Annotated in this window: 17 protein-coding genes and 1 tRNA gene; 5 read left to right on the forward strand and 13 right to left on the reverse strand. The window is 71.6% G+C overall.

From position 1 onward, the window contains the following. Positions 1 to 5 precede the first annotated feature (5 nt). From AC07FT_RS15530 to AC07FT_RS15540, 3 genes are read right to left on the reverse strand one after another with little or no spacing between them, the layout of a single operon-like run. Positions 6 to 932: a carbohydrate ABC transporter permease gene (locus tag AC07FT_RS15530; protein ID WP_479176658.1), complete on the reverse strand. Its 927-nt coding sequence runs from the start codon at positions 930 to 932 to the stop codon at positions 6 to 8. A gap of 45 nt (positions 933 to 977) precedes the next feature. Then, positions 978 to 1,934, reverse strand: coding sequence for a carbohydrate ABC transporter permease (locus AC07FT_RS15535; RefSeq protein ID WP_479176659.1), 957 nt, complete (start codon positions 1,932 to 1,934; stop codon positions 978 to 980). Beyond that, complete coding sequence (locus tag AC07FT_RS15540; RefSeq protein WP_479176660.1) at positions 1,931 to 3,274, reverse strand: ABC transporter substrate-binding protein; 1,344 nt, start codon at positions 3,272 to 3,274, stop codon at positions 1,931 to 1,933. The genes AC07FT_RS15535 and AC07FT_RS15540 overlap by 4 nt, the downstream gene beginning before the upstream one ends. Positions 3,275 to 3,552: 278 nt before the next feature. Here AC07FT_RS15540 and AC07FT_RS15545 point away from each other — a divergent pair, with 278 nt between their 5' ends. After that, positions 3,553 to 4,599, forward strand: coding sequence for a LacI family DNA-binding transcriptional regulator (locus tag AC07FT_RS15545; RefSeq protein WP_479176661.1), 1,047 nt, complete (start codon positions 3,553 to 3,555; stop codon positions 4,597 to 4,599). A gap of 25 nt (positions 4,600 to 4,624) precedes the next feature. Here the strand turns inward: AC07FT_RS15545 and AC07FT_RS15550 are convergent, their stop codons facing one another. The 3 genes from AC07FT_RS15550 to AC07FT_RS15560 all read right to left on the reverse strand — a co-directional run bounded on the left by AC07FT_RS15550 (position 4,625) and on the right by AC07FT_RS15560 (position 7,042). After that, positions 4,625 to 5,686 (reverse strand): glycosyltransferase family 2 protein, encoded by a 1,062-nt coding sequence (locus AC07FT_RS15550; RefSeq protein WP_479176662.1) that lies wholly within the window; start codon positions 5,684 to 5,686, stop codon positions 4,625 to 4,627. Continuing rightward, entirely contained in the window at positions 5,683 to 5,994 is a 312-nt protein-coding gene (locus tag AC07FT_RS15555; protein ID WP_479176663.1) for a hypothetical protein, read from the reverse strand. The genes AC07FT_RS15550 and AC07FT_RS15555 overlap by 4 nt, the downstream gene beginning before the upstream one ends. Positions 5,995 to 6,154: 160 nt before the next feature. Further along, entirely contained in the window at positions 6,155 to 7,042 is an 888-nt protein-coding gene (locus AC07FT_RS15560; RefSeq protein ID WP_479176664.1) for a glycosyltransferase family 2 protein, read from the reverse strand. Positions 7,043 to 7,172: 130 nt separating this feature from the next. Between AC07FT_RS15560 and AC07FT_RS15565 the strand changes: the two genes are divergently transcribed. After that, on the forward strand, positions 7,173 to 7,529 hold the full coding sequence (locus tag AC07FT_RS15565) for a hypothetical protein (RefSeq protein WP_479176665.1): 357 nt from the start codon (positions 7,173 to 7,175) through the stop codon (positions 7,527 to 7,529). Between the two features lie 364 nt (positions 7,530 to 7,893). After that, the gene (locus AC07FT_RS15570) at positions 7,894 to 8,220 is read left to right on the forward strand and encodes an SH3 domain-containing protein (RefSeq protein WP_479176666.1); all 327 of its coding nucleotides are present in this window, start codon (positions 7,894 to 7,896) and stop codon (positions 8,218 to 8,220) included. 291 nt (positions 8,221 to 8,511) lie between these two features. Here the strand turns inward: AC07FT_RS15570 and AC07FT_RS15575 are convergent. The 4 genes from AC07FT_RS15575 to AC07FT_RS15590 form a co-directional block, all read right to left on the reverse strand. After that, a tRNA-His gene (locus tag AC07FT_RS15575) sits at positions 8,512 to 8,584 on the reverse strand. A 96-nt stretch (positions 8,585 to 8,680) separates the two neighbouring features. Beyond that, on the reverse strand, positions 8,681 to 9,289 hold the full coding sequence (orn, locus tag AC07FT_RS15580) for an oligoribonuclease (RefSeq protein WP_471204169.1): 609 nt from the start codon (positions 9,287 to 9,289) through the stop codon (positions 8,681 to 8,683). Between the two features lie 5 nt (positions 9,290 to 9,294). After that, positions 9,295 to 10,614: a helix-turn-helix domain-containing protein gene (locus tag AC07FT_RS15585; protein WP_479176667.1), complete on the reverse strand. Its 1,320-nt coding sequence runs from the start codon at positions 10,612 to 10,614 to the stop codon at positions 9,295 to 9,297. Between the two features lie 482 nt (positions 10,615 to 11,096). Continuing rightward, positions 11,097 to 11,579, reverse strand: coding sequence for a hypothetical protein (locus AC07FT_RS15590; RefSeq protein WP_479176668.1), 483 nt, complete (start codon positions 11,577 to 11,579; stop codon positions 11,097 to 11,099). A gap of 440 nt (positions 11,580 to 12,019) precedes the next feature. Between AC07FT_RS15590 and AC07FT_RS15595 the strand changes: the two genes are divergently transcribed. Then, the gene (locus tag AC07FT_RS15595) at positions 12,020 to 12,541 is read left to right on the forward strand and encodes a universal stress protein (RefSeq protein WP_471204162.1); all 522 of its coding nucleotides are present in this window, start codon (positions 12,020 to 12,022) and stop codon (positions 12,539 to 12,541) included. A gap of 646 nt (positions 12,542 to 13,187) precedes the next feature. Here AC07FT_RS15595 and glmS read toward each other — a convergent pair. The 3 genes from glmS to AC07FT_RS15610 all read right to left on the reverse strand — a co-directional run bounded on the left by glmS (position 13,188) and on the right by AC07FT_RS15610 (position 16,380). Further along, the gene (glmS, locus tag AC07FT_RS15600) at positions 13,188 to 15,020 is read right to left on the reverse strand and encodes a glutamine--fructose-6-phosphate transaminase (isomerizing) (RefSeq protein ID WP_471204159.1); all 1,833 of its coding nucleotides are present in this window, start codon (positions 15,018 to 15,020) and stop codon (positions 13,188 to 13,190) included. Positions 15,021 to 15,100: 80 nt separating this feature from the next. Beyond that, positions 15,101 to 15,376, reverse strand: coding sequence for a hypothetical protein (locus AC07FT_RS15605; protein WP_254740696.1), 276 nt, complete (start codon positions 15,374 to 15,376; stop codon positions 15,101 to 15,103). A 74-nt stretch (positions 15,377 to 15,450) separates the two neighbouring features. After that, positions 15,451 to 16,380 (reverse strand): DUF4429 domain-containing protein, encoded by a 930-nt coding sequence (locus AC07FT_RS15610; RefSeq protein WP_479176669.1) that lies wholly within the window; start codon positions 16,378 to 16,380, stop codon positions 15,451 to 15,453. Between the two features lie 104 nt (positions 16,381 to 16,484). On the opposite strand from AC07FT_RS15610, the gene AC07FT_RS15615 reads away from it, so the two are divergent. Then, positions 16,485 to 18,092 carry a beta-N-acetylhexosaminidase gene (locus tag AC07FT_RS15615; protein ID WP_479176670.1) on the forward strand — a complete coding sequence of 536 codons (1,608 nt, stop codon included), beginning with the start codon at positions 16,485 to 16,487 and terminating at the stop codon, positions 18,090 to 18,092. Positions 18,093 to 18,159: the final 67 nt, after the last annotated feature.

An 18,159-nucleotide genomic window follows, 5' to 3' on the forward strand; every position in this document is an offset into this window, starting at 1 on the left:
TGAGCTCAGCCCTTGACGGCGCCCTGCATGATGCCGCCCACGATCTGCTTGCCGAAGAGGACGAAGGCGATCAGCAGCGGGAGGGTGCCCAGCAGCGCACCCGCCATGATCACCGACTGGTCCGGGACGTATCCGCGGCCCAGACCGGTCAGGGCCACCTGCACGGTCGGGCTGCCGTTCTGGGTGAGGGCGATGACCGGCCAGAAGAAGTCGTTCCACGCCTGGACGAAGGTGAGCATGCCCAGGACGGCCATGGCCGGACGGGCCGCCGGGAAGACCACGTGCCAGATGATCCGCAGACTGCCCGCCCCGTCCATCCGGGCGGCCTCGACCAGTTCGGACGGCAGCGCCTGGAGCAGGTACTGCCGCATGAAGAACACCCCGAAGGCGCTGACCAGGGTGGGCAGGATGACCGCCTGGAGCTGGTCGGTCCAGCGCAGCTCGGCGATGGTCATGTACAGCGGCACCACGCTCAGCTGCGGCGGCACCATCATGGTCCCGATGGTGAGCAGCAGCAGCGCGTTCTTGAACCGGAACCGCAGCTTGGCGAAGGCGAACCCGGCGACGGTCGAGAACAGCACGGTCCCGGCCGCGATCGTCCCCGCCACCATCGCCGTGTTGAGCAGCGCCGCGCCCATGTCGGCGTCGTGCCAGGCGATGTCGAGGTTCCTGGCGAGGTTGCCGCCGAACCAGAACGGCGGTGGCGTCCCGGCCAGCCGGGTGTTGGTGCGGGACGCGGCGATCGCCGTCCACACCAGAGGGAACAGCGAGCCCGCGGTGAACAGGATCAGCACGGCGTAGGTCACCGGTCCGCCGTGCAGCTGACGCCCGGCCCGGCCGCGGCCGCGGGCACGCCCGGCCGGGGCCGCGGGACGCGGTGCGGACTCCGTCGTGGGGTCAGCCGCCGGACGGGACGGCACGGTGGCGGTCATGGCCCTCCCTCACCTCCTTCTTCGTCTGCTTCGTCGTCACGGGCCTCACCGGCTCTTCCGCAGCCGGCGCCCGATCAGCCAGTTCACGGCGCCGATCAGCAGCAGGATGAGGAACATCGTCCAGGCGATGGCGGAGGCCCGGCCGAGGTGGAGATTGACCCAGCCCTGCTCGTACAGATACAGACCGAGCGTCTGGTACTGGTGGTCGGCGCCCCCGGTGGCGCCCGCCGACCCGTTGAACAGCAGTGGCTCACCGAAGAGCTGGGTGGCCCCGATCGTGGAGACGACCACCGTGAACAGGATCGTCGGCCGCAGCGAGGGGATCGTGACATGGCGGAACTGCTGCCACCGCGAGGCCCCGTCCAGCGCCGCCGATTCGTACAGATCGCCCGGCACCGCCTGCATCGCCGCCAGGTAGATCAGCGCGTTGTAGCCCGTCCAGCGCCAGATCACGATCGTGGAGACCGCCAACTGCGAGGTCCAGGTGCCGTTCTGCCAGTCGATACCGTCGGATCCGAGGAGTCCCAGGACCCAGTTGACCATCCCGTAGTCCCGGCCGAAGAGCAGGACGAAGACCAGGGTCGCCGCCGCCACCGAGGTGGCGTACGGGGTGAGGATCGCGACCCGGAAGAACATTGAGCCGCGCAGCCGGTAGTTGAGCAGATGGGCGAGGCCGAGGGCCATCAGCAGCTGCGGCACCGTGGAGATCACCCCGATGGTGAAGGTGTTCCGCAGCGCGTTCCAGAAGAACTCGTCGTTCCACAGCCGGGAGTAGTTGTGCAGCCCCGCCCACTCCATATGGGTGGGGTCGGTCAGCTCCACCCGGTGCAGTGAGGCCCAGCCCGTGTAGAGGAGCGGGAACAGTCCGAAGGCGGCGAAGAAGAGGAAGAAGGGGGCGATGAAGGCGTACGGGCTCCAGCGGGTGGCCCGGCGGTGGCGGCGCGCACGGCGGGCGCGGCGGCGCTCCTCGGCGGGAGCGCGCGCCGCGGTGAGCGCCGTCACCGGTCCAGGGCGTTGTCGATGGACCGCACCGCGGCCTTCCACCCCTCCTCCGCGGACTTGCCCTGCTGGTCGACCTGGAGCAGTCCGACGTCGGTGATGTTCTGGTGGATGAGCAAGTCCTTGGGACCCAGCACCTGCGTGGGGACGCCCTCGGCCGCCTTGCTGAAGAGGGCGCCGATCGGGGCGTCACCGAAGTACGGGTGCCGGGCGTCCGCCACCTGCGGCAGCTCGTAGGCGGCCCGGGAGCTGGGGAAGCTGCCCTGCTTCTCGAAGAGCGCGGCCTGCTGTTCCGGCGCGGTCAGCCAGGCGGCCAGCTTCACCGCCTCATCGGTGTGCCGCCCCGCCCTGGGCACGGTCAGGAAGGAGCCGCCCCAGTTGCCGGGCCGGGGCGCGGCGGCCACGTCCCACTGGTCCTCGGCCTTGGCCCCGGCCTTCTCCTTGATGTAACCGAGCATCCACGGCGGGCAGGAGACGGTGGCGAACCGGCCGTTGGCGTACGCCTGGTCCCAGGTCTTCTGGAACTGCTGGAGCCGGGCGGTCAGCTTGCCCTCCGCGGCGGCGGTGGCGATCCGCCAGGCTTCCCTGACCGCAGGGCTGTCCTTGTAGACGGGCGTGCCGTCGGTGTCGTAGTAGCGCCGGGCGCTGCTGGAGACCGCCGCGTTGTAGACCCCGGCAGCCGAGTCGACGAAGGCGGTGCCGCCGGGGGCCCGCTTCAGGTACCGCTTCCCGGTGTCGAGGTACTTCTGCCAGTCGCCCGCCCACAGCCGGGCGACCTCCTTCCGGTCGGTGGGCAGTCCGGCGCGGCGGAAGAGGTCCTTGCGGTAGCAGATCGCCATGGGGCCGATGTCGGTTCCGAGGCCGATCGTCCGGCCGTCCTTGGTGGTGGATTGCGCCCATTTCCAGGGGATGAAGCTGTTCTTCTTCACCCCCTTTGCCTTCGAAAGATCAATGAACTTGTCCGCCTGGGTGGTGGTGACCTCATTGATGTTGGCCACCTCGACCGCCTGGATGTCGGCGAGCCCGCTGCCCGAGCCGAGGTGGGTGAGCAGCTGGGGGTAGTAGTTCTCGTTGCGCTCGATCGAGGTCTCCTCGATCCGGACGTCCGGGTGGAGCCTCATGTACCGGTCGTAGAGACCGGCCTGTTTGTAGCCGAAGACTCCGAAGACCCCGATGGTCACGGTGGTTCTGCCGCTTCCGCCACCGGCTCCGGAGGAGGTCCCCGCGCGGTCGTCGCCGTCGTCGGCGCAGCCGGTCAGCAGTCCCGCGCCGAGGGCGGCGGCGGCCATGAGGGCCACCGTCCGGCACCGGGGTCCGGCCGCTCTTCCTGAACTCGTGCGCATTGCGTCCTCCTCGCACCCTGACGTACCGCTCCCGGCCAAGGGGTGGGCATACGTGGGACTTCGGGCTGCGTCGGCTCGGGCGGGGAACGTGCGGCTTGTGTATGGCGAAGACAGTGTGGGAGCGCTCCCAGATTGATCTGTTGAAGGGTCGCGGCTCCCTGAGGGGGTGTCAAGGGAGCGTGCGGAACAACGTCACCCGAACGGCACTGCTGTTGAATGTCCCTTCGCAGCCGCCCAGGGAGGGGGAGCTGCCGGGTACGTACGGCTGGAGGCGCGACATGGCAGGAACGCGGCGGCGTGGCGCGGGGCGCGGTCGGCCCACGCTGGAGGAGGTCGCGGTCCGCGCCGGAGTCGGCCGGGGCACCGTCTCGCGGGTGATCAACGGCTCGCCGCGGGTCAGCGACCGCACCCGCGTCGCCGTGCAGCGGGCCGTCGCCGAACTCGGCTACGTCCCCAACCGGGTGGCCCGCGCGCTGGCCGCCGACCGGGCCGACGCGGTGGCCCTGGTGATCCCCGAGCCCGAGACCCGGCTGTTCGCCGAGCCCTACTTCTCCGACATCATCCGCGGGGTCGGCGCCGGACTCGCCGACACCGACCTCCAGTTGCTGCTGACCCTCATCCGCACCCCCAAGGAGCGCCAGCGCTTCGCGGACTACCTCGCCGCCCACCGGGTGGACGGGGTGCTGCTGGTCTCGGTGCACGCGGACGATCCGCTCCCGGACCTGCTGGAACGGATAGAGATCCCCGCGGTGCTCAGCGGACGCCGCTCGGCACATGAGTCGGTCGCGTATGTCGACTCGGACAACACCGGCGGCGCGCGGGCCGCGGTGGCACACCTCGTCGAGCGCGGCCGCGCCACGGTCGCCACCATCACCGGACCGCTGGACATGTATGTCGCCCAGTGCCGTCTGGACGGCTATCGCGACGCGCTGCGGGCGGCGGGCCGCGAGGTGGATCCGGCGCTCGCGGTGGCCGCGGACTTCACCGAGGAGGGCGGCCGCCGCGCGATGCGCGAACTACTGGTGCGCAGACCGGATCTGGACGCGGTCTTCGCGGCCTCGGACGTGATGGCCTCGGGCGCCCGGCAGGTGCTGCGCGAGGCGGGGCGCCGGGTGCCGGAGGACGTCGCGCTGGTCGGCTTCGAGGACTCCGCGGTCGCCCGCCACATGGATCCGCCGCTCACCAGCGTCCGGCAGGCCACCGAGGAGATGGGGCGGGCGATGGCGCGGGTGCTTCTGGAGGAGATCGAGGGCGCGGCGGGGCGTACGGCGGTGCCGCCCCGGCTGGTCCTGCCGACGGAGCTGGTGGCGCGCGCCTCGTCCTGAGAACGCCCCGGCCCGGTACGCCGGTTCAGCCGACCGGCCCGGGACCCGCCACCGCGTCCAGCGGCCCGGCCACCGCGTCCACCGCCTCCGCAGGTCTCCCGTCCCGCTGGGCCAACGCCGCCTCCAGTCGCTGGATGTGGCGGTGCTGGAGCCGGGCGGTGCGCTGGAGCGAGAGGACCGCCCGCAGGAACTGGTCCATATCGGCGGACCGGGTGAGGATGTCGTCCGGCACCCGTGCGTCGTCGTGGCAGTCCGGGGCCTCCCGGCCGAGCACGGCCTGCGCCCACGCCCGGGTCACCGGTTTGAACATCCGCGGGTGGTTGGCCACGATCCGGGCCCGCACCGCGAGGTCGTTCTCCGCGGCCTCCACATGCAGTCCATCGTCCTTGTTGCGTGCCCCGAAGAGCGGTTCGTGGAGGTGGTGGGCGGTGAAACCGCGTTCGGCGCAGGCGATCCAGAAGTCCCAGTCCTCCCCGGCGCGCATCTCCTCGTCGTAGCCGCCCACCGCCTCCCACACCTCACGGCGGTAGAGCGAGCAGTAGAACATGATCAGACGGCGCAGCAGCAGCCGCGGGTCGTACGCGGGGAGGGCCAGCACCTGTGGGGGGAGGTCCTTGTCGTCGGTGAAGGCGGAGACATCGGTGGAGGCGATGGCGATGTCCGCGTCTCCCTCCAGCACCGCGACGGTCTTCTCCAGCATGGTCGGGGCGATCACATCATCGGCGTCCAGCGGCAGCACATAGCGGCCGGTGGAGGCGGCGATCCCGGCGTTACGGGCCGCGGACACCCCGGCGTTGGCCTGGCGCAGCAGCCGGATCCGGCGGCCGGGGTGGCCGGCGATCAGGGACTCGGCCACCGCCGCGGTGTCGTCGGGGCTGCCGTCGTCCACGACGAGCAGTTCCCAGTCGTCGTAGGTCTGGGCCACGACGCTCGCCACCGCCTGCGGCAGATAGCGGCCATAGCCGTAGCAGGGGATCACCACGGAGACGGCGGGGCGCGGGGCGCGGTCGGCACACGAGCCGGACGCGGCCCCCGGGAGGCGAGTCTCCAGGGGGCCGCGCTCAGCCGTCGCGGACGCCGTCCTCACCGGGCTCCGGCCGCGGTCGTGGACGGCGCGGAGATGTTGATGCACTTGGGGTCGAACCTGATCGGTGCCACCACGACGTTGGCCGCGTTGGAGACGGCGGAGTCGCAGTGGTTCCGCTGGGTCACGGCCTTGTCGTCGCCGAAGACATGGGCGAAGTCCAGGCAGTCGACGGTGGTTCCGGCGGCGGACCCGGTCGCGCCGGCGCAGGCGACGCCGGAGTCGAGCGGGTCGGCCAGGGCCTGGCCGCCGATGAAGACCACCGCGCCCGCCGTCGCCGTCACCAGGGCGGCCGTTGTGCCGATGTTCATGAGAGCCTCCTCGTGGACGCTCCGCGGGGGTACCCGCGGGCCTGTGTCCAACGACGGTCCGCGGGGCGGGCATCGAAGCCGCGGGGGGCTTCACCTGTCCGGCGCAGCGAGCGGCGAAGGTGTCGCCGCGCGGGGCGGAGCGGGCCGCACGACGGTGCCGTCAGGGTGCGGTCCGCGGCTGCGGCAGGTCCGCCGTGGCCAGGGGCAGCCGGGCCGCCATCGCCCGCGTCCGCTCGTCGTACGCGCCGTCCGTCCACCGCCGGGTCGCCATCTCGAAGAGGCGGGCGAGATGCGCCGCGTCGCAGGTGTTGGCGCCGTGGCAGACGTAGGTGTACAGCTCCGGCGCGTCCACGGAGACCACGAGCCCCGCGCGCACCACCTCCAGCGTGACCGCCGAGTCCTCACCGCGCCGCAGCGCGGGGTAGCGCGGCATGATCTCCGTGGCGCAGAGCACGGAGTTCTCCCACACCCGCGCCCCGGAGAGGGCCAGGGCACGCCGGGCGGGCCACCACAGCCGCTCGCGGGCGAGGAAGCAGGCGTCCGCCCCTGTCCCGGCGACCGCGGCGAGCTGCACCTCCAGCCGCTCCGGGTCGTACACATCGTCGTCGTCCCACTGGCACACATACGGTCCGGCGGCCAGGTCGACCGCGAGGTTGCGCAGCTCGCCCAGGGTGAGCCCGGGGCGCGGGGCGTGATGGTGCCGGATCCGCGGGTCGGCGAGGGCCCGGAGGCGGCGGGCCAGGGTGTCGTCCGCGCCGTCGTCCACGACGACGAGTTCGGCAGGGGCGTGGGTCTGGGCGAGGAAGCACCGGACCGCGCGGGCCGCGAACCCCGGCCGGTCCCTGGTCACCATCAGGCAGGACACCAGCGGCGCCGGGGTGCCGGACGCCCACCGGGCGCGCCGGGCGTCGAGGTCGAGCTCACCGCGCGTGTCCGGCCGCCCCCGCAGGCCGGTCCAGTACCGGACGGTCCGCCACGGGCGGGGCGGTGTGTCCGGGTCCGTACCGGTCCGCCGATCAAGGGGAGGTGATCCGCTCTGCTCGGGCATCCGCACAGTATGTCCGGATACGGCGGAACCTCCGCCGAACGTGTCACCCGCTCGGCCCCACGGGGTGCGCGGATCGCCCGTCTGGGGCGCCCGGGGTGCGGGGGCGGGCCGTCAGCCGCACGTTGGACCCATGACCGAGAGTGAGATCCCACGTATCACCCGGCCGTCGATCGTGGTGCTCGGCGTCCAGCCGGGGGAGCCCCCCTACCGGCTGGTGGAGGTGGCCGGTGAGCTGGCGGGCAAGGCGCACTCGGTCCTGGACGTGATCGAGATCGCCCGGTCGGTCGGGCTCGACGACGTCGATCTCGACGACCCCGACGTCGTCCGCTGGGTGGGCGGCGACAAGTTCACCTGGACCTCGTGGTGGCCGTACCACCCGCCGCCGCACGAGGAGAGCGAACGGCACGGGAAGCGGCAGCGGCGACGCGGACGGAAGGAGCCGTCCGAAGGGCCCGAGGGGGGCGAGCCCGACGAGACGCACGACTGACGCCCGCGGGAACGCCGGCCGTCGGCAAACCGCGGCGCCCTCCGCGACGCCGCCGTTACGCGAGGTCCAGCAGCTGCTCGTAGAAGCCGCCGTAGCCCTTCTCCCGATGGACAGGAGCTCCAGGATCCGGCCTTCGCCCTGTCGTTGGTCTCGTGCGGGAACTCGCCGACCAGGCGTTCGGCCTCCGCGTACAGCTGCCTGCCGGTGATGTCCTCGTCCGCCTGGAAGGCGGCGCGGCCGGCGGCGAAGATACGCGGGAAGTCCTCCGGGAGCCGGTGCTTGCCGCGCCCGGGACCCCGTGGGTCGGCCGCGCCCGGCGGCCACCCCCGGGTGGAAAGACCCTGGTCACCGTATCGCGGCCACGGTGGCGGCTTTGGGGGCCGCCCAGTTCGCGGGAGCCCTCACTGTGGCGCCGACGGCGAGCGCGGTGGGCAGCAGTGCCTGCGCCAAGAACGTCACGAACCACTGGCGGCACATCTATGTCCTCGCCTCACAGGGCGCCTACGACTCGTACATGCACAGCGGTGCCGGCGAGACCTACAAGGTCGTCAAGGGTCTGGGCTACGGGGACGACTTCATGGCGTACTGCGGTGGTTACAGCTCCCACGGCAACTGGTGGTACTACTCCAAGCTGCCCAACGGCAAGAAGGGCTGGATCTTCGGGAGGGACAGCTCCAAGGGCCGCTTCTGAGGTCTGAGGTTCCGGGACGCTCGGGTCGGTGCGGGGCTCTTCCGCACCGCCCCGAGCGCCAGGCACTGCCGCGGTGTGCTCGAAGGGGCAGGGCTCCCGCCGGTGTGCCGGACCTTGCCCAGGACCTTGTCCCCCGGCTTTCCGCGTTCTCCCGGTGCCGCCGCGCCGCCGATCATCGACATGGACACGGCACGCTTGTCGATCAGCGATCCATCCGGTGCCGATCGCCAGGCTCCCGGGAATGACGAAGGCCCCCGTCCGCTTCCGCGGCCGGGGGCCCTCTTCGTTCAGGGTGAGTAACGGGACTTGAACCCGCGACATCCTGGACCACAACCAGGTGCTCTACCATCTGAGCTATACCCACCATGACCGGTGCTTTCCGCACCGGCCGAGAAAAAGTGTACAGGGTCGGCGGGGGTGCTCGCACCCGGCTTCCGGGACGCCGGGTGCGAGCGGTGGATCATGCGTGCCGGGCGGGCAGAACGTGCTTGGCCGCGATCGACTTCGCCGTGTCCGAGTCCGGCCCGGGCTGCGGTACGAAGACCGCCTCCCGGTAGTAGCGCAGCTCGGCGATCGACTCGTGGATATCGGCGAGCGCGCGGTGGTTGCCGTTCTTCTTGGGGCTGTTGAAGTAGGCCCGCGGGTACCAGCGGCGGGCCAGCTCCTTGACCGAGGAGACATCGACGATCCGGTAGTGCAGATAGCCCTCGAGGGTGGGCATGTCGCGGAGCAGGAAGCCGCGGTCGGTACCGACCGAGTTCCCGCACAGCGGAGCCTTGCCCGCGTCGGGGACGTGCTCGCGGATGTACGCCAGGACCTTCTCCTGGGCGTCCTCCAGCGTGGTGCCGCCGTCGAGTTCGGCGAGCAGGCCGGAGGCCGTGTGCATCTCCCGCACCACCTCGGGCATGGTGGCCAGTGACTCGGCGGGCGGCCGGACAACGATGTCCACTCCGTCGCCCAGGATGTTCAGCTCGGAGTCCGTGACCAGCGCGGCCACCTCGATGAGCGCGTCGTCCGACAGCGAGAGCCCGGTCATCTCGCAGTCGATCCACACCATGCGATCGTTCATACGTCTCACCCTACGGGGCGTTCCCGCTGGCCGGGCAGGGTCGGGCGGCCCGGAGCCCGTCCCGCCGCCTGCTCGGGCAGCCGGGGGGCATAGGCGTCCGACTCCGGTTTGCCCGGGTCCGCGCCCCCGTGCGGATGCGCGGGGTGATGGTGGTGCGCCGCGGAGTGACCGAGCGGCGCACCGGAACGCCGCAGCGGCAGGGCGTGCTCGCCCGGACGCTGCTCGATCACCTCGGCCCGCTCCGGCCGGTCCATCCGCTCGCCCCGCTCCAGCCGCTCCAGCCGGTCCGGCCGGTCCGCGGAACCGCCCTGCGGTCTGCGGGCCCGGTAGGCCGCCCGGTACGCGGCCGGGGAGGACCCCAGCTGCCGCCGGAAGTGCCCGCGCAGGGCCACCGGCGAACGGAAGCCGCAGCGCCCGGCGACCTCGTCGACCGAGTAGTCGGAGGTCTCCAGGAGCCGCTGCGCCTGGAGCACCCGCTGGGTGATCAACCACTGGAGTGGAGCGCTCCCAGTGAGGGAACGGAAACGCCGGTCGAAGGTGCGACGGCTCATATAGGCGCGGGCGGCCAGGGCTTCGACGTCGAACTGCTCATGCAAATGCTCAAGCGCCCACGCCACCACCTCGGCGAGCGGATCCGCGCCGATCTCCTCTGGTAAGGACCTGTCCAGGTAGCGCTCCTGGCCTCCACCGCGGCGCGGCGGTACGACGAGGCGGCGGGCCAGGGCCCCCGCGGCGTCGGCGCCGTGGTCGGTGCGCACGATGTGCAGGCACAGGTCGATCCCCGCGGCGGTGCCCGCCGAGGTCAGTACGTCGCCGTCGTCCACGAACAGTTCGCGTGGATCCACGTGGACGGACGGATAGCGTTTGGCAAGCGTCGGTGCGTACATCCAGTGCGTGGTCGCCGGGCGTCCGTCGAGCAGCCCGGCGGCCGCCAGGACGAAGGCCCCGGTGCACAGCCCCACGATCCGCGCACCCTCCTCGTGCGCGCGTCGCAGGGCGTCGAGCGCCGCGGCCGGTGGCGGCTGGGTGATCGACCGCCAGGCCGGTACGACGACGGTTCCGGCCCGGGACAGCGCCTCCAGGCCGTACGGTGCGGTCAGTTCCAGTCCGCCAGTCGTTCGCAGTGGCACATCTTCGCCCGCGCACACCAGCAGTCGGTAGCGCGGGACTCCGGCGTCCTGCCGGTCGATACCGAAGACGGAGAGCGGGATGGAGCTTTCGAAAATGGGGCCGCCGCTGAACAGCAGCACCGCGACGATTTCTCGTCGCCGGCGTCCGGAGAGCTTGCGCGAGGTCTCCGGTACGGTCGTGGAGTCCTGGCTCATGGCTCTAAGCCCCCCTCGGTGGTCGCGTCCTCTCGGTCCTGCACGTTTCCCCTCGGTCCTGAACGGTTCCCCCGCCGGTCATGGCCAAGATCGAATCTACTGTGTCGCGTGTGGTCGCCGTGACCAGTTCACCACCCGCCACTATGTCGACATGACAACTTGGCGCGAAGCATTCGATCACGAAGCGTTGCACTCGTAGCCCTCGCTGTGAAGTGCGCCTAGTGCGGACATCCACTTCGCGTAGGGGGTCAGAACACCGCACGCCCCTTTCTACGCTGGCCTGAACGCGGTTGAGCACGCTGTTTGCCAAGGGAAGAACTGTGACGCGAAGTTGGCCGAAAACAGCCGGGTGTAGATGTAGAAAAGCGTCATGCGACCGGCGTAGGTCCCTCTCGTACTCCATCACCGCAGGGTGTACGCGGCACTACACAGCGCTCCCCCGGGAGCGCTCCCACCGCGTTCCGTGCGTGCCCGGATACGCCTCAGCCGTGCCGTCCGCCGCGGTGCGCGCCGATCCCGGTGCGTCCGTGCCGTCCCCGGTGAGGGAGGGCCGCGTCCGGGTCCGGCCGGGCCGCCACCCGCTCGGAGTGGCGCAGCAGGGCGCGGCTGGCGGCGGTCACCGCGGCCAGGCCCGCGGCGGCGGCCAGTGCCACGCCGCACGGCAGCCCGCACAGCAGGAGGACGAACGGAACGACCGCGCAGCTGAAGGCCGCCCAGCGGATCAGCTCGTTCACCGTCCCGTCCGCCGGGGCCGCCTCGGGGAGGGCCGGCGGGAGCGCCGTCCGGGCGGCCGGGGCGGGGATCGCGGCGGGGGTCCGCGCGGCGGTCCCGGCGCGGCCGCGGGGGCGGCTGCGGGCCCGGCCGCGGGAGGCCGCGCGGGAAGCGGCGCGGGAGGTGGTCGCCGGGGTGCCGCGGCGGGCCGCGCCCCGGGTACGGCGGACGGCGCGGGCTCGGGGGACGGGCACGGGCGCAGGGCTCCTCTCGCGCCGCTGACGGGCACCGGCGGGGCCGGTCCCGGACGTCCGGCCGGGCCGCCGGGGCCCGGTGGCGTCCCGGTCGCGGCTACTACAACGCCGGGCCCGTCCCGAGGTCACTGCGTGGCCGCCGCACGGTGTACGCACAGGGACCGTAGGGCCCCATGGGGGACCACTTGGGGCATTGCGTATCGGGCCGCCCTCCGGCATGCTCCGGGGAACGCTTCGGGCGCTCCGCTGCCGAAGCGGCCTCTGGGCAGGCGAGGAATGGCGCCGTACCCTTAGGGGTAAGGGCTTGGAAAGATGAATCCCGGACGGATTTGGTTCGTTCGATCCCGTCCCCGAGCTCCAGCGGAGCTCCGTCCCCGACAACCTCAACCCGAGCCCCCGCCGATTCCCTCCGCACGAGGACATCCTTCGCCGAGACACCGATGGCCGGTCACGAAATCCCCGAACCCGCGGACCGCAAGCGGGTCGCCGATCACATGGCGCACCCCGAAGCGGCGGAAGAAACACGTCATTCCTGCGATCCGGCGTTCCAGCACGGAGTCGTGGTCGGATTCGACGGCTCCACATCCAGCGAACGCGCCCTCGCCTATGCGATCGGGATGGCCCGTCGCTCGGGCTCCGGCCTGATCATCGTGCATGTGGCCAACCGGCTGCCGACGACCGTGTGGGCGGGCTGTGAGCCGCCCGTCTTCGTCGATGTCCCCGATCACCGCACCGAGGTGCTGGGGCTGGAGCTGGCCTGCGCCGAGCATCTCTCCGAGGTGCCCTGGGTCCTCGTCGAGCGGGGCGGGGACATCTGCCATGAGCTGGAGGAGGTCGGCCGGGAGTACGCGGCCGACGCCATCGTGGTCGGCTCCACCCACGGTCTGGTGGGGCGGATCTTCGGATCGGTGGCGGGGCGGCTCGCGCGGCGGGCGCAGCGGCCCGTCGTGGTCATCCCCTGAGCGCTCCCGGCCCCGAGCGCCGCGTCTGCCGCCGGGCACTGCCCGACCCTGAGCGCTGTCCGCCCCTGAACACCGCCTGACCGGCGGCTGAGCGCCACTTGACGCTCGCCCGCGTCCCGCAGGACTCCGCTTGAATCTCTCTTGAGACCACCTCGAGGCCGTCTCGCGCAGGCGTCGCTCCGCGGTCGTATCCGCCCCCACCGCCCCCCTTGGCGCTCAAGCGAAACTCCGGCGGCACTCCAGCGAGCCGTCAACGGGCCTCCGGTCATCCTCCGCGCGGACTGTGGTGGACCACCGGCGCCGTGCCGGCGTTCCACGAGTCGGCGTACCTCTTCTCGTCCTGCCGCCCCAAACCGCCGTACCGCGCCGACGGTTGGTGATGCGCAGGGAATCGGACACCGCCAACTCCCCTCGACCGCAGGTGAGATGGCGTCAAGTCCATCTTGACAGTCGATAAATCTACCGATGCGTAGAGGTGGATTGTGTGCTGGTGAGGGGTACGTACGCAGCATTCGCGCTGTCGCGCGGGAAGTGACGGTTCCCGTGGGGCGGCCGCCGCCGGCGGAGGGCGACGCCGGCCAAGGGAGGCGGCCCCCGCGTGTGTTGGTGGCACACGCGGGGACCGCCGGACGGACTCCCGGAGTGGCTACTCCACCGTCACCGACTTGGCGAGGTTGCGGGGCTTGTCGATGTCCCGGCCCAGCGCCAGCGCCGTGTGGTAGGCGAGCAGCTGGAGCGGGATGCCCATGAGGATCGGGTCGAGCTCCACCTCGTTGCGGGGCACCACGATGGTGTGGTCCGCCTTCTCCTGCTCCTGGTGGGCGACGGCGAGGATCCGGCCGCTGCGGGCCTTGATCTCCTCCAGGGTCGCGCGGTTCTTCTCCAGCAGGTCGTCATCGGGGAGCACCGCCACCGTCGGCACCTCCGGCTCGATGAGCGCCAGCGGCCCGTGCTTGAGCTCGGAGGCCGGGTACGCCTCGGCGTGGACGTAGGAGACCTCCTTGAGCTTCAAGGACGCCTCGCGTGCGACCGGGTAGCCGCGGACCCGGCCGATGAACATCATGCTCTTTGCGTTCGCGTACTCCGCGGCCAGCTTCTTGATCTCCTCCTCGCCGCGCAGCACCTCGGCGATCTGCTCCGGCAGCCTGCGCAGTCCGGCGATGATCCGCTTGCCGTCGGCCACCGACAGATCGCGGATCCGGCCCAGGTGCAGGGCGAGCAGGGCGAAGGCGACGGCGGTGTTGGTGAAGCACTTGGTGGAGACGACGCACACCTCCGGTCCCGCGTGCACGTACACCCCGCCGTCCGTCTCGCGCGCGATGGCGCTGCCGACGACATTGACCACGCCCAGCACCCGCGCGCCCTTGCGCTTGAGCTCCTGTACGGCGGCCAGGGTGTCGTAGGTCTCGCCGGACTGGCTGACCGCGATGTAGAGGGTGTCGGGGTCCACCACCGGGTTGCGGTAGCGGAACTCGCTCGCGGGCTCGGCGTCGGCCGGGATCCGGGCCAGCTCCTCGATCAGCTGGGCGCCGATCAGACCCGTGTGGTACGCCGAGCCGCAGCCGAGGATCTTCACCCGGCGCACCCCGCGCGCCTCACGGGCGTCCAGGTTGAGCCCGCCCAGCCGGACGGTGGAGAAGCGGTCGTCGATCCGGCCGCGCAGCACCCGGTCCACGGCGTCGACCTGCTCGTGGATCTCCTTGTGCATATAGGTGTCGTGGCCGCCCATGTCGTACGACTCGGCCTCCCACTCCACCGTCGTCGGCGCGGGGGCGGTGCGGCTGCCCTCGGTGGTGTAGGTGCGGTAGTCGTCGGCCTTGAGGGTGGCCATCTCGCCGTCGTCCAGGGTGACGACCTGGCGGGTGTGGCTGACCAGCGCGGCGACGTCGGAGGCGACGAACATCTCCTTCTCGCCGATGCCCAGCACCACGGGCGAGCCGTTGCGGGCGACCACGATGCGGTCGGGGAAGTCCGCGTGCAGCACGGCGATGCCGTAGGTGCCCTCGATCAGCGCGAGCGTGTGGCGGACCTTCTCCTCCAGGGTGCTCGCCTGGGAGCGGCCGATCAGGTGCGCCAGCACCTCGGAGTCGGTGTCGGAGACCAGCTCCACCCCGTCGGCGACCAGCTTGGCGCGCAGATCGGAGGCGTTGTCGATGATCCCGTTGTGGACGATGGCGACCTTGCCGTCGGCGTCCGTGTGGGGATGGGCGTTGGTGTCGTTGGGCGCGCCGTGGGTGGCCCAGCGGGTGTGGGCGATACCGGTGCTGCCCGCGAAGCGCTTGGGCAGCCGGGCCTCGAGGTCACGGACCCGGCCCTTGGCCTTGGCGGTCTTCAGTCCGGCGCTCTGGGCGCCCTTGGCGGGCTTGGCCTGGATCGCGATGCCCGCGGAGTCGTAGCCGCGGTACTCCAGTCGCTGGAGCCCTTCCAGCAGCAGTGGCGCCACATCGCGTTTGCCGATGTATCCGACGATTCCGCACATGGTGTTCAGGCCCTCCCTAGTGGATCGGTCGCAGGGTGCTCGTGGTCCGGGACCGGCGGTGGCGGCCGCCGTCCGGGGTGTCAGCCGTAGACGATGCGGCGCAGCTGCCGCAGTGAGAGTCCGGGCGGCGCCACCGCGCGGTACGGCAGCTCGGCCGTGATCCGCTCGAAGATGTCCGCGTTGGTCAGTCCGCCGGACTGCAGCTCGCGGTGGCGGCGGCGGACGAACTCCTCGGTCGTCTCGTCGAAGTACGCCAGGACGTCCAGCACCACCCGGGCCGCCTCGCCGCGGCTGAGCGGCGTGGAGCGGACCAGGTGGTCGACAAGGTCATCGTGGGACATACGGCGATCGAGCACCCATCGATACTGCGGGGAAGAGGGTTCTTTCGCAAGAATCCTGCCCGATATCGGGCAGGGGTCGGAGTGGGTGGCTAGAAACGGCGGAGTACGGCTTGTTTGGCGGCGGTGAACTCCTCCTCGGTGAGCACTCCGCCCTCGTGGAGATCGCCGAGTTCGCGCAGCCGTCGCAGCAGGGTGTCGTGATCCGTGTCACCCTCATCCGCTCCACCCGGAGCCCGCTGCCCGCTATGCGCCGATTGCTGGTCCCCGGTGAGCAGGGCCGGGGTCGCGTCGGCGGGTCCGGCGGCCGGGGCCGTGGCCGCGCACGGATGCGGCAGCCGGGCGGTGACGGCTGCCGCGACCAGGGCCATCAGCGGGTCCTTCTTGAAGCCGTAGAGCACCACGGTGTGCGGGTCGTACTTGGGCGCCGCCGGAGCCCCCGCCCGCGCCGTGCGGAACCGCAGATGGCCGTTGTCCAGTCCGACGGCGGGGTGCCACTCCACCGCCTCCAGATCGGCCAGCCGGATGGTCCGGGTGCCGCCCGACTTCTTCGACTCCTCGGTCTTCCAGTTCCACTCCAGCCGGATCCGCTCCCCGTCGAAGGTGACCGTGGCGTCCCCGGCCGACACCGACAGCGGGACATACGGGCCGGGCAGCAGATAGCGGTCACACGGTCCGGACGGCACCTGGTCCAGCAGCAGCGCCCGCCGGACCTCCTCGACCAGGTACTCGGCGACGCCGGAGCGATCCGCCTCGACCGAGAGCTGATACGGGTCGGCGGCGTCCGGCAGTTTGCCGCGGGCCGCCTGGAGCAGCGGATCCGCGCCCTCGCGCAGCTTCAGCCGCAACCGCCCCGCCTTGCGGCCCGGTTCATGGGCGATGCCCGCCACCGCCCACAGGGGGACGGTCAGTTCGCCGAGCGACTGCCGCACCGGGTTCACGCTCTTGTCCCGCCCCGGGACGATCCGTATCGCGCCGCCGTCGAAGGACCAGGCACCATCGCGCTGGGTGATTTCCGCCATGACGTGAATTCTGACAGGCAGTCGACGGCATATTGGTCTACACCTTGACCGCGGCGGGGGCGCGCGGTACCCAGGGACGCGACGCTTCGTTGAAGGGATCCCCTGTGAGACGACGCCGTGCCCGACTTCTGTGTTCCCTCCTGCTGACCGTGGCGGCCGGGGCGGGGACCGCCGCCACGGCGGAACCGTCCGCCGCCACCGAGCACTCCGCCGCCGCGCCCGTCCCGCTGGACCGGGTGGTGCCCGCGCCCGCCTCGGTACGCCCCGCCACCACCCCGTACACCCTCGGTCCGGACGCCCGGATCCGCGTCGTGGGGAAGGACCCCGCGGCGCGGCGGACCGGCGACTACCTCGCGGGCGTGCTGCGCCCCTCCACCGGCTACCGGCTGCCGGTCACCGCGCGGGACGGCGGTGACGGCATCCGGCTGCGGCTCACCCCCGGGGCGCGCGCCGTACGCGGCCTCGGCGCCGAGGGCTACCGGCTCCAGGTGACCGGCCGCGCCGTCACCATCAGCGCCCGCGCCTCCGCGGGGCTCTTCCACGGCGTCCAGACGCTGCGTCAGCTGCTCCCCGCGTCGGTGGAGCGGACGACCCGGCAGCCCGGACCCTGGCGGATCTCCGGCGGCACCATCACCGATGAGCCGCGGTTCGGCTACCGGGGCGCGATGCTCGATGTGTCCCGGCACTTCTTCACCGTCGACCAGGTCAAGCGCTATGTGGACCAGCTCGCCCTGTACAAGATCAACAAGCTGCATCTGCATCTGTCGGACGACCAGGGGTGGCGGATCGCCCTCGACTCCTGGCCGCGGCTGGCCACGTACGGCGGCTCCACCCAGGTCGGCGGCGGACCCGGCGGCTACTACACCAAGGCCGACTACCGGGAGATCGTGCGCTACGCCGCCGACCGCGAGCTGACCGTGGTCCCCGAGATCGACCTGCCGGGCCACACCAACGCGGCGCTCGCCTCCTACGCCGAACTCAACTGCGACGGGGTCGCCCGGCCGCTCTACACCGGCACCGAGGTCGGTTTCAGCTCGCTGTGCGTGCCCAAGGAGGTGACCTACGACTTCGTGGACGACGTCATCCGCGAACTCGCCGCCCTCACCCCCGGCCGTCTGCTCCACATCGGCGGCGACGAGGCGCACTCCACCAGCCACGCCGACTACACGGCCTTCATGGACCGGGTGCAGCCCGTCGTGGCCCGCTACGGCAAGACGGTGGTGGGCTGGCACCAGCTGACCGGCGCCCGCCCCGCCGAGGGGGCCATCGCGCAGTACTGGGGACTGGACGGCAGCGAGAAGGAGGTCGCGGACGCGGCCAGGGCGGGCACCCGGCTGGTCCTCTCGCCCGCCAACCGCGCCTATCTGGACATGAAGTACACCAAGGACACCCCGCTGGGGCTCTCCTGGGCCGGCTATGTCGAGGTCCGGCAGTCCTACGACTGGGACCCGGGCGCCTACATCAAGGACGCCCCGGCCTCATCGGTCCTCGGTGTGGAGGCGCCGCTGTGGACGGAGACCCTGTCCACCGGCGCGCATATCGAGTACATGGCCTTCCCCCGGCTGCCCGGGATCGCCGAACTCGGCTGGTCACCCCGGGCCACCCATGACTGGGACGCCTACAAGGTGCGGCTGGCCGCCCAGGGGCCCCGCTGGGACGCCCTGGGCATCAGCTACTACCGCTCACCGCAGGTGCCCTGGCCCGCGTCCTGACGGACGGAGAGCGGCGGGGAGCGACGGTGAGCGGCGGGAGGCGGTGGGCCCCGGTGGGGGCCCGCCA

It is taken from the genome of Streptomyces sp. NPDC045899 (assembly GCF_056431485.1).

Coding starts and splice junctions, on each gene's coding strand:
- AC07FT_RS15565 (WP_479176665.1), top strand. CDS start 7,173: ATGACCGAGAGTGAGATCCCACGTATCACCCGGCCGTCGATCGTGGTG.
- glmS (WP_471204159.1), bottom strand. CDS start 15,020: ATGTGCGGAATCGTCGGATACATCGGCAAACGCGATGTGGCGCCACTG.
- AC07FT_RS15585 (WP_479176667.1), bottom strand. CDS start 10,614: ATGAGCCAGGACTCCACGACCGTACCGGAGACCTCGCGCAAGCTCTCC.
- orn (WP_471204169.1), bottom strand. CDS start 9,289: ATGAACGATCGCATGGTGTGGATCGACTGCGAGATGACCGGGCTCTCG.
- AC07FT_RS15555 (WP_479176663.1), bottom strand. CDS start 5,994: ATGAACATCGGCACAACGGCCGCCCTGGTGACGGCGACGGCGGGCGCG.
- AC07FT_RS15540 (WP_479176660.1), bottom strand. CDS start 3,274: ATGCGCACGAGTTCAGGAAGAGCGGCCGGACCCCGGTGCCGGACGGTG.
- AC07FT_RS15530 (WP_479176658.1), bottom strand. CDS start 932: ATGACCGCCACCGTGCCGTCCCGTCCGGCGGCTGACCCCACGACGGAG.
- AC07FT_RS15595 (WP_471204162.1), top strand. CDS start 12,020: ATGGCCGGTCACGAAATCCCCGAACCCGCGGACCGCAAGCGGGTCGCC.
- AC07FT_RS15560 (WP_479176664.1), bottom strand. CDS start 7,042: ATGCCCGAGCAGAGCGGATCACCTCCCCTTGATCGGCGGACCGGTACG.
- AC07FT_RS15610 (WP_479176669.1), bottom strand. CDS start 16,380: ATGGCGGAAATCACCCAGCGCGATGGTGCCTGGTCCTTCGACGGCGGC.
- AC07FT_RS15545 (WP_479176661.1), top strand. CDS start 3,553: ATGGCAGGAACGCGGCGGCGTGGCGCGGGGCGCGGTCGGCCCACGCTG.